This window comes from Halomonas sp. PAMB 3264 (genome assembly GCF_031954245.1).
GTDB lineage: Bacteria > Pseudomonadota > Gammaproteobacteria > Pseudomonadales > Halomonadaceae > Vreelandella.
In genome coordinates this window covers 2713344-2730774 of record NZ_CP134866.1, presented here as the reverse complement: position 1 = coordinate 2730774, position 17431 = coordinate 2713344, and the positions used below count along the sequence as shown (strand labels likewise).

Genomic DNA, 17431 nt, shown 5'->3' with positions numbered 1-17431 from the left:
AGCATGCTAAAGCTTTCTGGTGCAAAGAGAGGGACTAAAAAAACCAATCGAAAGGCATTGTTTTGATACAGGTTATGACGGCGTTTACGGCATCTTTTAAAACGCTTTTTTGATTAGAGAAAAGGCGTTGAAAATAACAGCGTGAGAAACGTATTCCGGCGCCGTGTTTCCGGATAAGATTCGACTGAATATAGTGGCAGGCTAGGTATCGTGAGGACATGCACCTGTCATCAATCAAGGGTTCAATGAGCCGTTAGAGCTCAGCTCAATTTGGCTTAACGTGTAGAGCGGTTAAAAAATCGCACAATGTAACGACATGCCACGCGCCGGGTTCAGACGCTTTTTTTAAAGCGTTATGCGCCGCGAACGGCGATAAAAGATGGCAGCGTTACGGGGAGGGGGTTTGGTAATAGAAGAAGATCGATATCGCATCCATCGGCTGACGGGGCAGCTTTGCGATTCTGACCTGGAGACGGCGTATCGCCACTCCATTCAGCAGCGCCTGAGTAACGAGTACAGCCTGGCGCTGGGCATTGGGGCGTTTATCTTTGGCATCTACGTGCTGTCGGATTATTTTCTGCTGGGGTTAGCGCTCGAGTTTTTTCTGCTGTTGGCCTTGCGCCTTGCAGTCGTGAGCACGTGCTTACTGATCGCTTTCAAGATTCGGCGCGGTAAAATTGGTGTGGATGGATGGTACACGCTACCGCTATGGCTGCTTGCGACGGGCATTATTTTGATCGTGCCCCTGCGTCCCGAAAGCTTTTCTACTCAAATTATCGCGGCCGTCGTTGCGGTCCTGGGGTTCTATCTCTTTATTCCCAATCGGCTTACCGTGGTCACGCTGGTCAGCCTGTATCTGACTAGCGGCTTTTTGGTGGCGTTGGTGGCGTTCACGGACGCTAATCTGGTCGATGTTACCCGCACCGCGATTTTATTGTTGACTGCCAACGTTATCGGGTTTTCCACCCTGCTGCGTATGGAGAGTCTGCAGCGCGTGCAGTTTGCGCTGCTCAATAACGAGCGCGGTCGAAACCAGGCGCTAAATGAGGAAATTATAAGCCGCAAGTTGCTCGAAGAGCAGCTGCGCACGAGTGCCGAGCGCGATGCGCTGACGAATCTCAACAATCGCGGCCATTTCATGAAGCTGGCCGGCAAAATGCTGCAACGCTCCCAGTCCGGCCAGGCACCCTTCAGTTTGTTCATGATCGACGTGGATCACTTCAAACGCATCAACGATACCTGCGGACATTGCCATGGCGATAAGGTGTTAGCGGAAATTGCCGAGGTCTGCGAGGAGTCCCTGCGTCCAACGGATGTGATTGGGCGCTTTGGGGGCGAGGAGTTTATCGTGGCGCTGCCCAATACCAACCTCGATGACGCGCAAAAAGTGGCCGAGCGACTGAAAAGGGAGGTGTCCAACCTGTCACTGCCGGATGAAATGGGAACGCAAAGCCCCAGCGTGACCATCGGCGTCGCGGCCGCCAACGCGGAAGGGGAGAACCTCGACGCCTTGATCAAGCAGGCCGATCAGCTGCTGTACATTGGCAAACGGGCCGGCCGAAATCAGGTCGTGGTGGGCCGCGATGGCGACGGCCCAAACGCTGATGAAGCGGTGTAATACCAGGTCGATAGGGCTTTTTTAGCTGTGTGCAGCGTTATCCAAACACCTGCGGGTTGAGCTGCCACACGCTCCAAGTCAATGCGCAGGCCAGGCTTACCCAAGCCAGGTAGGGTATCAGCAGCACACCGGCCAGTGCCTTGAGCCGCCAGAACATCACCAGCGTCACCAGTATCAATACCCACAGTGCCACTGTGCCGATGAATGGAATAGCGCCCAGATTCCAGACGAAGAACAGCCAGCTCCACAGCGCGTTCAGTGCCAGTTGCCCCACGAATACGGTTAACGCAGGCCGCGCACCGCGCTCGCGCCAGGCAAGCCAGGCGGCGATGCCCATCAGGCCATAAAGCGTTGTCCACATCGGCCCGAACAGCCAGGCCGGCGGCGCCCAGCTGGGCTGTTCGAGCGAGGCGTAAAAGTCGGCCGCGTTGATGGACGCCACGGCGCCGATGGCGGCGGCGAGATAGGCCAGCCCCAGCCAGCCGATAAGGCCCAGAATCTGTTTCTTGCGGGAGAGTGTGCGCATTCGTGTATCTGCCGATATCAGGGAAAACGGTTTCAATCGTAGTGCAACCTGTCGAACTCGGCCACGGGCGGGTCTGTTAAAGTATGAAACCGGCTGCCCGGCCTGGCAGGGCGCTTGAAACCGATACGGAGAGTAATTCGATGAGTCAGCCACAGCCCAATAACCCCTTGCACGGCGTGACCCTGGAAACGATCGTGACCCGCCTGGTCGAACATTACGGCTGGGATGGCTTGTACGAAAAAGTGCGCATCAACTGCTTTAACAATGACCCCTCCATCAAGTCATCGCTCAAGTTTCTGCGCAAAACGCCTTGGGCGCGCGATAAGGTGGAAGCGCTGTATATCGACACGTTTAGCGCCTGATTAAAACCTGGTATCGCTTCACGTATTTGCGCGCCGGCTCTGGCTACGCGCTCTAATGCCGAAAAAGGAGTTCTGCATGCGTGACCGTTCGTTCTGGAAGCCGCTGACCATCGCGGGCGCCGTTTTGCTCATGAATAGTGTCGTGTTTTGGGTGATGACGCTGGCGCTGGCGCTGGCAGGCTCAGCGCTTTGGGGAGCGGCGCTGGGCTGCCTGATCGCCGGTGTCCCGCTGCTCATCACCGGGCTGATATCCCGTCGCCGGCACTCGGCTTGCAAGCGGCCAATGCTGACCTGATCGTTAGAACCCAATAACTCAAGAGCGCTTCATGAGACATCTGTTCTGGCTCGTCGAGGGCAGGGTGGCCGGTCGCGCCGGCCCCAACATGGCGGCCTGGTCACCCCAGGCGTTGGCGGAGGGAGGCATTCGCGCCGTGCTCACGCTCAACCGCGGGCACGAGGTCGATGTATCGGCGTTGAACGCCAGCGGTATCGCGCATCGCCGCGTTCCCGTACCGGTTCAGGCGCCGCCGCAGTTCGGTGCCATCGATATCGCGCTGCCTGCGCTGGGCGAGGCGGGCCGCTGGGTTTGGGAGCAGAGCCAAAGCGGCCGGCCCGTACTGGTGCACTGCACTCATGGCAAGGATCGGACCGGGCTGGTCTTTGCCTATTTGCTCGTTCGCTATTACGCCATGACGGCGGCGCAGGCGATTGCAGAAGTTCGCCGAGTGCGCCCGATCGCACTGTCGGCGCTTGGCTGGGAGCCGTTTGCCCACGAGGTACTCGCGCTGGTCGAATCGCCGCGCTGCTAGTTGCGAATGACGTGAACGTTGCACGCTCTTAAGGCGCCCGCCCAATACCGAAAACCCTGCCATACTCTCTTGAGCCACTTACTTCACGGACGAAAGGAGCGATTCAGTGCCTACTTCCTTGTTTACCCGCACGCTGCTGGCCGGCGCGATCACAAGCGCGTTCGCCACAAGCGCCATGGCCAGCGCCGATGAGATGCCCGCCTTCGACGGCGAGCTTTCCGGTTTCGAGTACGCCTACCCGGTCGAGCGGTTCGAATTTGAATCCCAAGGGCAAGAGATGCAAATGGCCTACTTGGACGTTCAACCGGAAGAGGGCAGTGCCAACGGCCGCACTATGGTACTGCTGCATGGCAAGAACTTCTGCGCCGGTACGTGGGAGGCAACGATCGAGGCGCTGGTGGACGCCGGCTACCGCGTCATCGCGCCGGACCAAATCGGCTTTTGCAAATCCACCAAGCCCGAGCATTATCAGTTCAGCTTTCATCAACTGGCCGCCAACACCCACGCGCTGCTCGACGAGCTGGGCATCGACAACGCCACCGTCATGGGGCACTCCATGGGCGGCATGCTGGCCACCCGTTTTGCGCTGATGTACCCGGAAGCGACCGAGCAATTGGTGCTGGCCAATCCGATCGGCCTGGAAGACTGGAAAGCGCTGGGCGTGCCGTACCAAAGCATCGATGATGGCTATCAAAGCGAACTGGAAACCACCGCCCAAGGCATTCGCGAGTATCAGCAAAGCACCTACTACGCGGATACCTGGGCGCCACAGTACGACCGCTGGGTCGAAATGCTGGCAGGCATGTACGAAGGCGAGGACGGCGAGCGCGTGGCCTGGAACCAGGCGCTGACCTCGGACATGGTCTTCACCCAGCCGGTAGTGTACGAATTTGGCGAGCTCGAAGTGCCTACGCTTCTGCTGATCGGCGAGCAGGACAACACCGCGATTGGCAAGGGTCGCGCCTCACAAGACGTGCAGGCCACCCTGGGCCATTACGACGTGCTGGGTGAGCAGGCCCGCGATGCCATTCCCGAGGCCACGCTGGTCGAATTTCCCGAACTCGGCCACTCGCCGCAGATTCAGGCGCCGGCCCGTTTTCATGAAGCGCTGCTCGAGGGGCTAGCCGTGCAGTAAACTACCTTTGCAGTAAGCGTCCCCCTGCCGAGCGCGCGCGGCAGGGGGACTCAAACGTGCAGCGTTTAGTGCCTGCTGGGTTTCGTGATCGCACCTTCCTCTTCGCTATCCTGAAACGGGTCTTCCAGCGGCTCGCCGGCTTCGTCTCTTAACTGATGATCGTAGGCGGCCTGCAAGCCGGTCTGCTCGTCCAGTTCGTCGTCGTTTTCCTGATAAATGTGACCAGGAAACAGCGGCGATAGCAGCGCGATGACGATGCCCAGCACCGCAATGACCGAGAACGTAGTAGCGTAGTCGAAGGCGTTGATCAGCGCGCCGATAGCGGGCGAGCCCGTTGCCTGACCCAGCGAGACGGCAAGAAAAGGCAGCACCGGCCCCACCGAGAGCCGTCCGGGTAGAAGGCGAATGCCGGTCATCAGATAAAGCCCGGTCAGACTCATGTAGGCCAAACCGAAAATCAGCGCCGAAAAGATCGCAAGCAAAGGCTGAGAGGGGCTCGCGGCAAGTAGCAACAGGCTGGCCGAGAGCATCATCAGCATCAGCGCTTGGGTAATGGGCGGGTTGTTGCGATCAGCCAGATCCGCCACGAAGGCGCCGCCCAACCCGGCAAGCCCCACCGCGAACCAGAGCCACCCCGTCGTACTGGCGGAAAGGCCGCCCAGCGTAATCACAAGGTCCGGCGCGAATATCCAATAGGCAGACGAGACGAACCCCATCAGTGACGCAAAGAGGGTGAGCCTTAAAAGCCGCGACCAGGGCAGTGCGTTAAGTGGCGGGGGCGGCGCGGCGTTGGCGGGCGTGACCGGCGATATCGAGGGTAAAAAGAACCAGGTTGCCACCACGCCAAGCGCGGCCAGCACGGTAAACGACACGTAGGCCAGCCGCCAGGCATCCGCCATGAAAAGCACCGTGGGCACGGCCACCATGATCCCCACGCTGGTACCGGCGTTCATGACCGAGCTGACCCGTGCGTGCAGCGAACGCTTGACCATTGCCTGCATGCCGGTGGTGAGCGCTGGCATCATCAGCCCGGTACAGATACCGCAGGCGAATACGCCGCTTCCCAGCATGAGCGCGTTGGACGCCTGACTGATGAGCGCCAGCCCCAGAATGCCGAATAGACCCGAGACAATGGCGGCCAGCCGCGCGCCTAGCCGGTTGGCCGCGGCCGGTGCTATCAGCGTTGCCAGCACGAAACTGATCAGCGGCAGCGAGCCGATCAGCCCAATAACTGATGTGCTCAGTGCAAGCTCTTCACGAATGGGCGGCACGAAAAGCCCGAAAGCGAACCGCGCGATACCATAGCCGATGGCGATCAACCCGGCGCCAAATACCGCGAAGGAGGTACTCGAAATAGCGCGCATGATGTTCCTTCTCATAAGAGGACGAAAAGCGTTACAGTAGCGAACCGAGTCAGCGTGAGAGATCGCCGTATGATGGCGAATGTAGATGATTCATGCGTTAAACGCAGTGGGATTAGACGAATGGCTTTATCAACGCCCGGAAGTCGAGCCTTGCGGACCGGCATGTACATCGCTAACCGTGCCATTCGCGCCTTCCAACGGACGGCGGCGGCATTGGTGCACGTTCCTACCGAGGAGATTCTCACGATGGCCGGTATTGAGCGGTCAACCCAATAGCGCGTCGGTTAAATCGCGGCGGCTCGCGTGATACATTTCTAATGTAAATGTCGCCGCCGCTTTGGCCTCTCACGCGCACAACGGGACACTCTCTTGCTTACCCCTGTCATACAACGCGAACCCACCGGCTGCGGCATTGCATCCGCCGCTACGATTCTCGGCCTCACCTACGCGGACATGAAAGCCCGCGCCAATGCGATGGGTATCTACGCCGAGGATGAGTCGCTATGGTCGAGCACGGATTACGTGCGCCGCCTGCTCGCGGAAAGACAGGTTGACACCTCACCGGAGGAAACGCCTTTCACGGGCTGGCAGGCGCTGCCGGATCTGGCGCTGATCGCGATCAAGCCCCACCAGCGCGACGGCAGAAACTTCTGGCACTGGGCGGTGTTTCAGCGCGAAAAGGGGCAAGCGGTGGTGCTTGATAGCGCCAGCTATCTGCCCGCCAACATGCGCACCGATTTCGACGCCATGCACCCGGCCTGGTACATCGCCGTGACGCCGTCTGCGCGTGCGGACTTCGAGATCACCACGAGCACCCAGTCCGACTACCCGGCATTGATCGCACTTTGGGAAGCTTCGGTGCGCGCCACCCACGATTTTCTGGCCGAAGAGGATCTATTGATGCTCAAGCCGCTGATCTTCGAGCAGTTCTTCGACGCGCTGGAACTGCGCATCGCCAAGGGGCATGGCGACGAAGTCCTCGGATTCAGCGGCGTGGCGGATGGGAAGCTCGAAATGCTTTTCATCTCCCCGCAAGCACGGGGTCAGGGCATCGGTAAAACCCTTGTCGATCAGGCGCTTAACCAGGGCGTGAACAACGTCGATGTGAACGAACAAAATACTCAGGCGCTAGGCTTTTATCAGCGGCTGGGGTTCGAGGTGCAGAGCCGTTCGCCGGTGGACGGTCTTGGCAAGCCTTATCCGCTTTTGCACATGGCGTTCGTTGGTCGCACCCGCTAAACAACTTGGCAGGAGGCACTATGAAAATGGTTCGGGGAGTCACCGATGGTGAGGATGGTCTGGAAGGCGAGGTGTACTGCGCCCTGTTCGAGCGCTACATTCCGTTTCTGAGCCTGGAGCGCGACCCCGACGGCGTGCAACACTGCGCGGCGTACCTCAACGAGCTCGATGACGCGGTGATCGATCATCTTTGCCAAGCCACCGAGCATTACTGCCAGACCTATCAAAGCGAGAGCGGGGAACTGCCCAGAGAGTTTGCAACGCCTCGCGAGGTGCTCACGCACGTTACCCCGAGCCTATTGATCGTCCCCCATTTCGAAAAAGCGACGCCCGTGGTGCACATGGAGCTCGAGTGCGACTGGGAGCCCGAGCACGGCATGGAGTGGGTCGTGCGCAACCGGCACGTGCTCTACGTTGGGCCTTTTAACGGCGAAGACCCCTGGGGCAGCTTCAGTCCCAAAGCCGTGTGGAATTTTGCCTAGGATTTTAGCGCGCAGACATACACACAGCCGGTAATCCTGAGCCACTTGAATCACCCAAAAGTGATGAGTCGACGAGAACTACTTGTTAGTGGTTAACGCTGACTGTTTGGTAACGTTAAGTGTCGTTGGGTAAATACTGGCCTAACACTTCGCTTTTCTTTCAATAGACTAACGCGCTCTTACGTAAACTCGCTTCAACCAAACAGTTGGCGCCGACCGGCGCCGCTCTAAAACTTTCACGTTGAGGCTGCTGCATGTATCGATTTGCCACCGTTTTATTGACCGGGTCGTTTTTGCTAGCGGCCAGTACTGTCACCATGGCCGATAGTCGCTGGTCGGTCGCAGGTAGTGCCGGCACCACAGGGCTGGGTGCTAACGCCAGCTGGCGCTTTCATGACCATATGGCGCTGACCGCGGGCTATAGCGGGTTCAACTACGACGACCTGGATCATACCAACGGCGATTTTACCTATACCGGCGAAGTCGACATGAACGTTTACAGCCTGAAACTCGACGTCTACCCATGGGCTGAAAACGGCTTCTTCGTTTCGGCCGGCGCCGTCAGGCCCGATATTCAGCTCAAGGCGGTGGGTCGCTACACGGGCGGCGAAACGTTCGATGAATTTGGCGGTATTCCCATCGATGCCAATAGCGCACGTTTGGATGGCGTGGGCAAACTTTCAGACGGCGTGGAGCCCTACCTGGGTATTGGCTGGCGCAACAGCGCCAAACAGGGTCTGGGCTTCTATGCCGAAGTGGGGGCCTTCTGGATCGACCCCAGCGTGTCTCTTACCCCGCGAGGCGATGCGCTCGATATTCCGTTCGTTCGAGCGATCGCCGAGCGCGAAGCGCGCGAGCAAGAAGACGACCTTAAAGACGAACTCGACAAGTACAACATCTACCCGGTGGCAGTAGTGGGTATCGAGTACACGTTCTGATCCCTATCGAACAAGCGCGGGCTTCTGTGTTTGAGCTCACGAACGGATGATCATGATTATGGGGCGCCTCGGCGCCCCGTAATCGTTTTGGTCTTTTGCTCGGCGGCTTAGCTAGACAGCACCAGGTCTCGCTTCCTCCATGGACGATCCTTCTGGCTCAACGCTCAACGCTCAACGCTCAACGCTCAACGCTCAACGCTCAACGCTCAACGCTCAACGCTCAGCCTGGTAGCCAACGCTTTGGCTTCATCAAACGCTCGAGCCAGCGATTGGCGGTGGCGCTCGTCGTTGAACTCCTGATACTCCGCGCCGATCTCGTGAAAGGTCTCGACGCCCAGGTAGTGACTCAGCGTTTTGATATGGGGATCTGGGTGATTCATGTGCTCGCGCGCACGCCGGCGCCCTGCGGGGCTTCAGCCTGAACCACCAGGCGTTAGTTGAGTGGCTGAAAGCGTTGATCAACTGAACACACCGGTATGTTCGGCCAACACGGCGCAGCCGATGCCGATCAGCACGACGCCGCCGATCAGCTCGGCCCAATGGCCGACGAAGCGGCCTAGCCGGTGGCCGAGCACCGTACCGATCGAGGCCATCAACGTGGTGGCAAGGCCAATGGCGAGGCTCGTGGTGACGATATCGACCTCGATGAAGGCGAGGCTCGCGCCCACGGCCATGGCGTCCAGACTGGTGGCGGTGGCGGTCAGTATCAAAAGCCAGAGCGTCTGCCGGCGGTGTTCGATTTTGTCCTCTTTATTCAGCCCGGCGTAAACCATGTGCGCGCCGATCGCCGTCAGCAGCGCAAACGCCACCCAGTGATCCCAGGCCTGCACGAAGCGCTGCGACGCCACCCCCGCCGCCCAGCCCAGTACCGGCGTAATGGCCTCAATCACGCCAAAGACCAGCCCGATACCCACCGCGTGGCGAAAGCGCGGGCGGCGAAGCTCGGCGCCTTTGCTGATCGAGGCGGCGAACGCATCTGCCGACATGGAAAAAGCGAGCAGGACAAGGGCAACGGGCGTCATGGCGGGGGAACTCGTGTGGCTTAAGAAGCGCTTTCAAACGGCAGACGATCAGGGCGACGAACCCTGCCGTTCAAGTATCGAAATACTAGCACGGTAGTCTCTTGCACTGAGTAGGTGTTTCAAAAAATAAACTTTATAACCAATAACTTGTATAGCCTTGGCTAACAATTTAAGCGCTGGGTGAATGCGTGGGCTGGGGTAGGTAAGCGATTGTCATCATTGAAGTCGATACCGTTTTAATTGTTCCAGGCAGGGCTGAAAAATTATTTCTTTGGATTGGGTATCCAATGCTCTATAAGGAATAATATTTCTCTTCAAAAGATAAAAAGGAAATAAATTGCTTATTGATCGTTTCGATTTAAAAATTCTTGAACAGCTTCAGCGGGATGATAGCGTATCTATTGCGCAGTTGGCCGAGAAAGTGGGGCTTTCTGTCACCCCTTGCTGGCGGCGTATTCAGCGCCTGGAAAAAGAGGGCGTGATCGAGAAGCGTATCGCCGTATTGAACCCCCACAAGCTCGATCTCGGCCTGACCGTTTTCGTGATGATCAAGACCGACAAGCATACCCAGGCCTGGCTGGACGCGTTTCAGGACGTGGTTCAGTCCTTTCCCGAAATCATGGAAGTGAACCGTTTGGCCGGCGAGTTCGACTATCTGCTCAAGGTCATCACGCGCGACAACGCTGCCTACGACGCTTTCTACAAAAGACTCATCGCGAGAATAGAGCTCAGCAATGTCACATCCTGCTTCTCCATGGAACAAGTCAAGAAAACCAGCGAGCTGCCCCTCGGCGGCATCTGACTGGATGACGACCCTTGCCGATGACGTCATCGGCGAAGGTGAGCCGATCGCCGGCCCCTTCGGCCCGCGCCCGCTACTCTACGCCGACTACACCGCCTCCGGGCGGGCGCTCGGCACCGTCGAGCGGGCGATGCGCGAGCAGGTGCTGCCGTACTACGCCAACACTCATACCGAAACCTCCTACACCGGGCGCATCACCACGCGTCTGCGCGAGGACGCCCGCCGCCAGATCGCCAGCGCCGTCGGCGCCACCGACGACTACGCGGTGATCTTTGCCGGCAGCGGCGCCACCGCCGCCATCGACCGCTGCTGGAAGATGCTGGGGCTCGCTCGCTTTGATCAGGCGGCGGATCAGGCTCGTCCGGTCGTGTTTTTGGGGCCTTACGAGCACCACTCCAACGATCTGGCGTGGCGCGAGTGTGACGCCGAAATCATTCGTGTGCCGCTTGATGCGGCGGGGCTGATCGATCTGGACGCGCTGAAAGCGGCGCTTTCACGTTTCCAGGGGCGGCGGCTGATCGGCGCGTTCAGCGCGGCCTCCAACGTCACCGGCGTCAAGAGTGACGTGGCGGCGATCGCCCGGTTGATGCACGCCCATGGCGGCATCGCGCTGTTTGATTACGCCGCCAGCGGTCCCTACGTGCCCATCAACGTGGCGGGCACTGGGTGTAACGATCACCTGGACGGCGTGTTCGTCTCACCCCACAAGTTCGTCGGCGGGCCGGGAAGCTCTGGCGTTTTGATCGTGCGCCGGGCGCTGTGCGTCAACGCCGTGCCCTCGGTCGCCGGGGGCGGCACGGTGTCCTATGTCACCGCGGATGGCCACCGCTACGTCAGCGACATTCAGCGCCGGGAGGAGGGCGGCACGCCGAACATTCTGGGCGACATTCGCGCCGGGTTTGCGTTTCGCATCAAATCCATGATTGGCGAAGAGCGGATCGAGGCGCGAGAGGCCGAACTTGCCAAGCTTGCGCTTGCGCGCTGGTCGCGCCTCGACAACCTGACGCTGCTGGGGCCGAGCGACGCGCCCAGGCTTTCGATCTTCTCGTTCAACGTGCGCGCCGGCGAGCGCGAGGTGCACCATAATCTCATCGTCGCGCTACTGAACGACCTGTTCGGTATTCAGGCGCGCGGCGGCTGCTCCTGCGCCGGCCCCTACGGTCATGCGCTTTTGAATATCGACGCCGACACCGCCTTCGAGCACGAATCGTTAGTCCGAAATGGAAGAAGCTTATATCGTCCGGGCTGGGTAAGGCTCGGATTTCATTTCTTTTTTAGCAATGAGACGGCTAACTATGTAATATCGGCGGTCGAATTTATTGCACGTCACGCGGCCTTACTCATGAAGCTTTACAGCGTCGACGAACGCACGGGCACCTGGACGGTGCGCGACGGCGTTTATCCAACACCCTCGATCGAAACCGCGGCCACGACGCTGGATGAACTGCTCGACCCCGCGCGTTCGCGCGCCGCTTCAAGCGAGGGATGTGAGCCCTTCGCCGAGGCCGAACGTCTTGTCGAGCTTGCCAAACGCGCCGAGCTTCCCTCTGAGCCGCGCTTTTCCGATACACCGATACGCTGGTTCTGGTGGCCTCATGAGGCCGAGGACGCCGTGCGCTCCCAGGATGAGATGACACCATGACGACGACTTCTTCTTCCCCTACGCTTGCGGGTGCCGGTTTGGAGGCGCTCAACGAGCGCGTACGCTTTGATCTCGCGTGTCTAAACCTGCCGCCCGCGAACTGGGTGCCCGCCCGCACCGGGGAGCAGGGCGAGCACGTTCACGACGTCGTCATCATTGGCGGTGGCCAGTGCGGGCTGGTGGCGGCGTTCGCGCTGATGTCCGGCGGCATTCGCAATCTGCGCATTTTCGATCGCAACCCGCAAGGGCTCGAGGGGCCGTGGCTGAACTACGCGCGCATGGAAACCCTGCGCTCGCCCAAGACCCTGCCCGGGCCGAGCTACGGCTTTGCTTCGCTGACGTTCCGCGCCTGGTATGAGGCGCAGTACGGAAATGACGCCTGGGAGGCGCTCGACAAGATCCCGCGCCCTACCTGGATGGCGTACCTGAGCTGGTACCGCGAAGTGCTGGCGCTGCCGGTCGAAAACGGCGTCAACGTCGAGCACGTCACACCCGAAGGCGACCTTCTACGCCTTGAACTTTCCGGTGACGGGGCCCCCGCCCAAACGGTGCTGACGCGCAAGCTGATCATGGCGACCGGGCGCGACGGTACCGGCGGGCCGAAAATTCCCGGCTTCGTCGAAGGCTTGCCGCAAACGGCCTGGGCGCACACTGCCGATGACGTTGACTTCGCCGCGCTTGAAGGCAAGCGGGTGATCGTGGTTGGCGTCGGGGCCTCTGCGGTCGACAACGCCGCCGAGGCGCTGGAGCACGGTGCGTCCGAGGTTCGCTTTTTGATCCGCCGCGCCCAGATGCCGACCATCAACAAGATGATGGGCATCGGCTCGTTCGGCTTCACCCACGGCTACGCGGGGCTCAGTGATGACTGGCGCTGGCGCATCATGCACTACTCGTTCATCACCCAGACGCCGCCACCCCGGGGCTCGACGATGCGCGTCAGCCGCCACGAGAATGCCTTTTTCCACTTCGAGTGCGGCGTCGAAGCGACCCGTATGGAGGGCGACGAGATCGTCGTCACCACTCGCCAGGGCGAGGTGCGCGGCGACTTTCTGATCCTGGGCACGGGCTTTGAGATCGACCCGCTGGCGCGCACCGAGCTTGCCGGCTACGCTGACCGCATTTTGCTCTGGCGCGACTGCTACCAGCCCCCGAAGGAGCTTGCCCACGACGAGCTGGGCAAATTCCCCTACGTGGGGCGCGATTTCGCCTTTCAGGAGCGCGAACCCGGCAGTGCCCCCTGGCTTAAAAACATTCACTGCTTCAACTACGGGGCGTCGGTCAGCCTTGGCAAGGTGAGCGGCGATATCCCCGGTATCAGCGAAGGCGCGAGTTGGCTTGCCAGCGCCATCGCCTCGCGCTTTTATCAGGAGGACGTGGAGCGTCACTGGCAGCAGCTACAGCACTACGACGCCCCGGAGCTTCAGGGCGATGAATGGACGGCTTCACCGCTACCCAATGATTGATGGTCCGCCTGCCCAAGGAGTGTATCAATGGCACATGTAATCGAGACCGCGGCTAACGTATCGGACAGCGGTGCGCTTTTCGAGGCGCTGACCATGCGCGGTAAACTGATGGATCTCACCGAGCAGTCCCACGACGCTGCGCTTTTGCCGAATGAGGAAGGCGGCGTACCGCGGGCCGCGCGCGCCGCACTGGCCTGCCGCATGGCGAAAATCTGCCGCCAAACCGGCCTGATCACCCATTATCAGGCGCTGCTGGAAAGCTACGGCGCCGACGCCGACCCGCATCGATTGGCCGACCCCGACGCCACGCCTGGCGCGGATGCGCCGCGCCTGGCGGCCATGGTGACCTACGTGGATCTGGTCACGCGCTCGCCCAAGGACGCTACCAAAGCCGATATCGAAGCGCTGCGCGAAGCGGGACTCATCGATGCCGATATCGTACGCCTAGCCGGTCTCGTCGCCTTCGTCAACTATCAGCTGCGCGTCACCGCGGTGCTGAGCGTCATGGGAGAAACGCAATGAGTCGCGTCATTCACAAGTTCACCACGCGTATTCCCACCTGGCGGCCCCACGTTACGCCGGTCGATTTCGACAACGCCAATGAGGCCCAGCGCGAGGCGCTCAAGGAGACGCCGTCGAACACCAAAATTTCCGACTACGTGCTGGTGCTGGCCCACGACCCGGAATCGCTGCGTATTCGGACCTCGCTTTTCAATGGCATCATGTACGACAAGGGCGGGCTTTGCCGCGAGGAGCGCGAGCTCGGCGCCGTGGCGGCCTCGGTGGTCAACCGCTGCATCTACTGCGCGGCGGTGCACGCCCATCGTTACAACAACATCGTCGGCAGTGACGCGGTGATGAAGGATATCTTCCTGCGCGGCAAGGAGGCCGAGCTCGACGAGCGGACTCGCGCTATTCTGCGCTTTGGCATGCGCCTTTCCGAGACGCCGCCGAACGTCGATCAGAGCGATATCCAGGCGCTTCGCGACGTCGGGCTCGACGAGCAGGAGATCCTGGATTTGACGCTGTCGACGACGCTATTTGGCTGGGCCAACCGGCTGATGCACACGCTCGGCGAGCCGGTTTCCAACGCCTGAGTATCGATTGTTCGTTACCCACCACCGTTCACTAATGATCACAAACCGCCTGACAGGGGAACTATCATGACAAAACGCTCTATTTCAACGCTTGCGGTACTCGGCGCAGTCACGATGATGGGGGCCACACCGGCGCTGGCCGAAACGCTGCGCATTGGGACGGTGGTCAGTGCGCCGCACCCCTGGATCGATGCCGCCGAGGCGTTCAAGGCGGAAATCGAGGAAGCCACCGATAACCGCATCACCGTGCAGATTTTCCCGGGCGGCCAGATCGGCAACGACCAGACCATGGTCGACGAGATCCGCATCGGCACCACCGACATGATCATCGGCGGCGTCATGAACGTCTCGCCTTACGTGCCGGATTTCGAAATTTTCAGTCTCAACTACCTGTTCGAAGACATGGACACGTTCCGCGCCGCCACCGCGCCGGACTCACCGGTGTTCGAGTACTTCGATAACGCCGTGACTGAAGCGGATGTCGGTCTCAAACTGTTGAGCCTGACCGGCGGCGGCACGCGTAACCTGAGCACCAACGTCGGTCCGGTCACCGAGCCTTCTGATCTGGAAGGCGTGAAAATGCGCGTGACCGGCTCGCGGCTGGACGCCGACATGTGGCAGGCCTATGGCGCCTTGACCACGTCTCTGCCCTGGACGGAAATCTACACCGGCATGCAGACCGGCGTCGTGGGCGCGTTCGAAAGCACCATCAGCGGCTACTTCTCCAGCCGTTTGTATGAAGTGGCGCCGTACCACGCCAAGACCGAGCACCAGATCATGATGAGCCACATCTCGATCGGTGAAAACCGCTTCAACCGTTTCTCAGAAGAGGATCAGGCGCTGATTCTGGAAGCCGCGCAGCACGCCGGAGAGCTGGGTACCGACAAGGGCGAAGAGTACGACGCCGAGTTCATCCAGCAGTTCGAAGAGCTGGGCGTGACGGTCACCGAGGTGGACAAGCAGGCCTTCATCGACCGGGCGCTGCCGCTTCACGACGAGTTCGCCGAAGAGCGCGGTTTGACCGAGCTGCTCGAGACGATTCGCGCCCTTTAAAGAATGCCGCACATCGCGCGCTTTCCGCCTTGCGGGAGGCGCCGTTGGCTTGAAAGGATGAACGCATGCGATTGATCAATGATGTGCTGGAGAGGGTACTGACGCTGATTGCTGGCAGCTTGTTTGCGATCTTCATCCTGACGGTACTCTACCAGGTGTTTGCCCGCAGCGTGCTGGCCATCTCGGTCTCCTGGACCGATGAGATCGCCATGTCCTGCTTCGTCTGGTCGGTGTTTCTCGGCGCCGCGGTAGCGTTGCGTCGGCGCCAACACTATGTGGTCGACGTCTTTCCCTCGCATTTCGTCGTCACCCAGCGCGCGCTGCGCCTGTTTGGCAGCATCGCCTGTCTGCCGGTCATCTACGTGCTGGTGGTCAACGGCAACGTGCTGGTGGACATGGGTTGGCACCGCCGCTCGGTGGCGCTCGGCACGCCGATGTCCTACGTCTTTGCCGCCATGCCCGTGGCGGGCGTGGCGATGTTTTTGTTCTCCATCGAAATTCTCTTGAAAGACATCAAGATGCTGGCCCGCGGAAAAGAGGCCGCAAGCCAAAGCGAGGCCATCGATTCATGACTCCTTTACTGACCCTGATCGGCAGCTTCCTGCTTTTGATCGCGCTGAGCGTGCCGATCGCTTTCGCCATTGGGCTGGCCTCGATCATTACCATTTTGCAACTGGGCCTGCCGTTGACCTCGGTGGTCAACCAGATGTTTGCCAGCATCAATTCCTTTCCGCTGCTGGCGGTGCCGTTTTTCCTGCTTTTGGGTAGGCTGATGAACGATGGCGGTATCACCGACCGTTTGCTGCGCTTCGCCGACAGCACCGTGGGCCACATCCGCGGCGGGCTTGGCCATATCAACGTCATGGTCTCCATGATGTTTGCTAGCCTGTCCGGCTCGGCGGCGGCGGATACCGCAAGCGTTGGCGCGGTGCTGATTCCGGCGATGAAGAAATCCGGCTACCCGGCGCCGTTCGCCGTGGCGCTGACCGCGGCCTCGTCGGTGCTCGGCGGGGTCATTCCACCGTCGATTCTGATGGTCATCTACGGTGCCTTCGGCAACGTTTCCGTCGGCGCGCTGTTCATGGGCGGGGTGCTGCCTGGCGTGCTGGTCGGGCTGATGCAGATGGGCTACGTCTACTACATCGCCAAAAAGCACGGCATCAAGGCGACGGGCACGTTCTCGTTCGCCCAGATGGGGAGAACCGCGGTCACCGCAACCCCGCCGATGCTGCTGCCGCTGATCATTCTGGGCGGCATTACGCTGGGGGTGTTCACCGCCACCGAAGCGGCGTCGGTGGCGGTACTGCTCGGCATGCTGCTGGCGTTCGTGTTCTACCGCGCCATTCGCTTTCGCCAGCTGCCCGGCATTCTCAGCGACTCGGTGGTGGCGTTTTCGCTACCGATGTTCGCCGTGGCCTCCGCCGGCATCATGGGCTGGCTGATCTCGTATCTGGGCATCGCTCAGGAGGTCGCCAACTTCATCCTGTCAGTTACCGAAACGCGCATCGGCATCATGCTGATGGTGATGATTTGCATGCTGATCATCGGCACGGTGCTGAGCCCGGTCACCGCGGTCATCATCTTCCTGCCGATCATTCAGGGGCTCTGTGTGGCCGCGGATATCAACCAGGTGCACATGGCGCTGGTGGTCATTCTCTCGCTCACGCTTGGGCTGATCACGCCGCCTTACGGCATCTGTCTATTGATCGCCACGCAGATCGGCGAGGTCTCCATGCCGCGCGCCTTCATGGCGGTCATGCCGCTGATCGGGCTGATTCTTTTGGTGATCATTGCGGTGATCCTGCTGCCCGGTATCTTCATGTACCTGCCGCAAATGATGTTTCCCAAGGCTTTCTAGCCGCGCTATAGCGCGACAGCG

General features: G+C 60.1%; 20 protein-coding genes. 16 read left to right on the top strand and 4 right to left on the bottom strand.

Annotated elements, in window-relative coordinates:
* Positions 1-403 precede the first annotated feature (403 nt).
* Positions 404-1618: a GGDEF domain-containing protein gene (locus RN347_RS12395; protein ID WP_311958413.1), complete on the top strand. Its 1215-nt coding sequence runs from the start codon at positions 404-406 to the stop codon at positions 1616-1618.
* Between the two features lie 37 nt (positions 1619-1655).
* Here RN347_RS12395 and RN347_RS12390 read toward each other — a convergent pair whose 3' ends face one another.
* Positions 1656-2144: a TspO/MBR family protein gene (locus tag RN347_RS12390; RefSeq protein ID WP_311958412.1), complete on the bottom strand. Its 489-nt coding sequence runs from the start codon at positions 2142-2144 to the stop codon at positions 1656-1658.
* A gap of 140 nt (positions 2145-2284) precedes the next feature.
* On the opposite strand from RN347_RS12390, the gene RN347_RS12385 reads away from it, so the two are divergent.
* The 4 genes from RN347_RS12385 (at position 2285) to RN347_RS12370 (ending at position 4450) form a co-directional block, all read left to right on the top strand.
* Positions 2285-2506 (top strand): VF530 family protein, encoded by a 222-nt coding sequence (locus RN347_RS12385; protein WP_311958411.1) that lies wholly within the window; start codon positions 2285-2287, stop codon positions 2504-2506.
* A gap of 76 nt (positions 2507-2582) precedes the next feature.
* On the top strand, positions 2583-2801 hold the full coding sequence (locus tag RN347_RS12380) for a hypothetical protein (protein ID WP_311958410.1): 219 nt from the start codon (positions 2583-2585) through the stop codon (positions 2799-2801).
* 31 nt (positions 2802-2832) lie between these two features.
* Complete coding sequence (locus RN347_RS12375) at positions 2833-3315, top strand: dual specificity protein phosphatase family protein (protein ID WP_311958409.1); 483 nt, start codon at positions 2833-2835, stop codon at positions 3313-3315.
* Positions 3316-3421: 106 nt separating this feature from the next.
* Complete coding sequence (locus RN347_RS12370) at positions 3422-4450, top strand: alpha/beta hydrolase (protein ID WP_311958408.1); 1029 nt, start codon at positions 3422-3424, stop codon at positions 4448-4450.
* Between the two features lie 65 nt (positions 4451-4515).
* On the opposite strand, the gene RN347_RS12365 is transcribed toward RN347_RS12370, so the two are convergent.
* Positions 4516-5814 carry an MFS transporter gene (locus RN347_RS12365; RefSeq protein ID WP_311958407.1) on the bottom strand — a complete coding sequence of 433 codons (1299 nt, stop codon included), beginning with the start codon at positions 5812-5814 and terminating at the stop codon, positions 4516-4518.
* A 369-nt stretch (positions 5815-6183) separates the two neighbouring features.
* Between RN347_RS12365 and RN347_RS12360 the strand changes: the two genes are divergently transcribed.
* From RN347_RS12360 to RN347_RS12350, 3 genes are all read left to right on the top strand, one after another.
* Positions 6184-7053, top strand: a complete 870-nt coding sequence (locus RN347_RS12360; protein WP_311958406.1) for an acetyltransferase — start codon at positions 6184-6186, stop codon at positions 7051-7053.
* Positions 7054-7073: 20 nt separating this feature from the next.
* Positions 7074-7535 carry a DUF6985 domain-containing protein gene (locus tag RN347_RS12355; RefSeq protein ID WP_311958405.1) on the top strand — a complete coding sequence of 154 codons (462 nt, stop codon included), beginning with the start codon at positions 7074-7076 and terminating at the stop codon, positions 7533-7535.
* Between the two features lie 254 nt (positions 7536-7789).
* Positions 7790-8473: a hypothetical protein gene (locus RN347_RS12350; RefSeq protein WP_263586524.1), complete on the top strand. Its 684-nt coding sequence runs from the start codon at positions 7790-7792 to the stop codon at positions 8471-8473.
* A gap of 206 nt (positions 8474-8679) precedes the next feature.
* Here the strand turns inward: RN347_RS12350 and RN347_RS12345 are convergent, their stop codons facing one another.
* Together RN347_RS12345 and RN347_RS12340 are read right to left on the bottom strand one after the other, a co-directional pair.
* On the bottom strand, positions 8680-8853 hold the full coding sequence (locus tag RN347_RS12345) for a hypothetical protein (RefSeq protein WP_311958404.1): 174 nt from the start codon (positions 8851-8853) through the stop codon (positions 8680-8682).
* A gap of 78 nt (positions 8854-8931) precedes the next feature.
* Complete coding sequence (locus tag RN347_RS12340) at positions 8932-9495, bottom strand: manganese efflux pump MntP family protein (protein ID WP_263586527.1); 564 nt, start codon at positions 9493-9495, stop codon at positions 8932-8934.
* Positions 9496-9832: 337 nt separating this feature from the next.
* Between RN347_RS12340 and RN347_RS12335 the strand changes: the two genes are divergently transcribed.
* The 8 genes from RN347_RS12335 (at position 9833) to RN347_RS12300 (ending at position 17410) form a co-directional block, all read left to right on the top strand.
* On the top strand, positions 9833-10297 hold the full coding sequence (locus RN347_RS12335) for an Lrp/AsnC family transcriptional regulator (protein ID WP_263586528.1): 465 nt from the start codon (positions 9833-9835) through the stop codon (positions 10295-10297).
* Between the two features lie 4 nt (positions 10298-10301).
* Positions 10302-11939 (top strand): aminotransferase class V-fold PLP-dependent enzyme, encoded by a 1638-nt coding sequence (locus RN347_RS12330; RefSeq protein WP_311958403.1) that lies wholly within the window; start codon positions 10302-10304, stop codon positions 11937-11939.
* Positions 11936-13402, top strand: a complete 1467-nt coding sequence (locus RN347_RS12325; RefSeq protein WP_311958402.1) for an NAD(P)/FAD-dependent oxidoreductase — start codon at positions 11936-11938, stop codon at positions 13400-13402. Before RN347_RS12330 ends, RN347_RS12325 begins: the two co-directional genes overlap by 4 nt.
* 27 nt (positions 13403-13429) lie before the next feature.
* Positions 13430-13924: a CMD domain-containing protein gene (locus tag RN347_RS12320; RefSeq protein ID WP_263586531.1), complete on the top strand. Its 495-nt coding sequence runs from the start codon at positions 13430-13432 to the stop codon at positions 13922-13924.
* Entirely contained in the window at positions 13921-14499 is a 579-nt protein-coding gene (locus tag RN347_RS12315; protein ID WP_263586532.1) for a peroxidase-related enzyme, read from the top strand. The genes RN347_RS12320 and RN347_RS12315 overlap by 4 nt, the downstream gene beginning before the upstream one ends.
* Positions 14500-14565: 66 nt before the next feature.
* Complete coding sequence (locus RN347_RS12310; RefSeq protein WP_263586533.1) at positions 14566-15552, top strand: TRAP transporter substrate-binding protein; 987 nt, start codon at positions 14566-14568, stop codon at positions 15550-15552.
* Positions 15553-15617: 65 nt separating this feature from the next.
* On the top strand, positions 15618-16124 hold the full coding sequence (locus RN347_RS12305; RefSeq protein ID WP_263586534.1) for a TRAP transporter small permease: 507 nt from the start codon (positions 15618-15620) through the stop codon (positions 16122-16124).
* Complete coding sequence (locus tag RN347_RS12300; RefSeq protein WP_311958401.1) at positions 16121-17410, top strand: TRAP transporter large permease; 1290 nt, start codon at positions 16121-16123, stop codon at positions 17408-17410. Before RN347_RS12305 ends, RN347_RS12300 begins: the two co-directional genes overlap by 4 nt.
* Positions 17411-17431 lie beyond the last annotated feature (21 nt).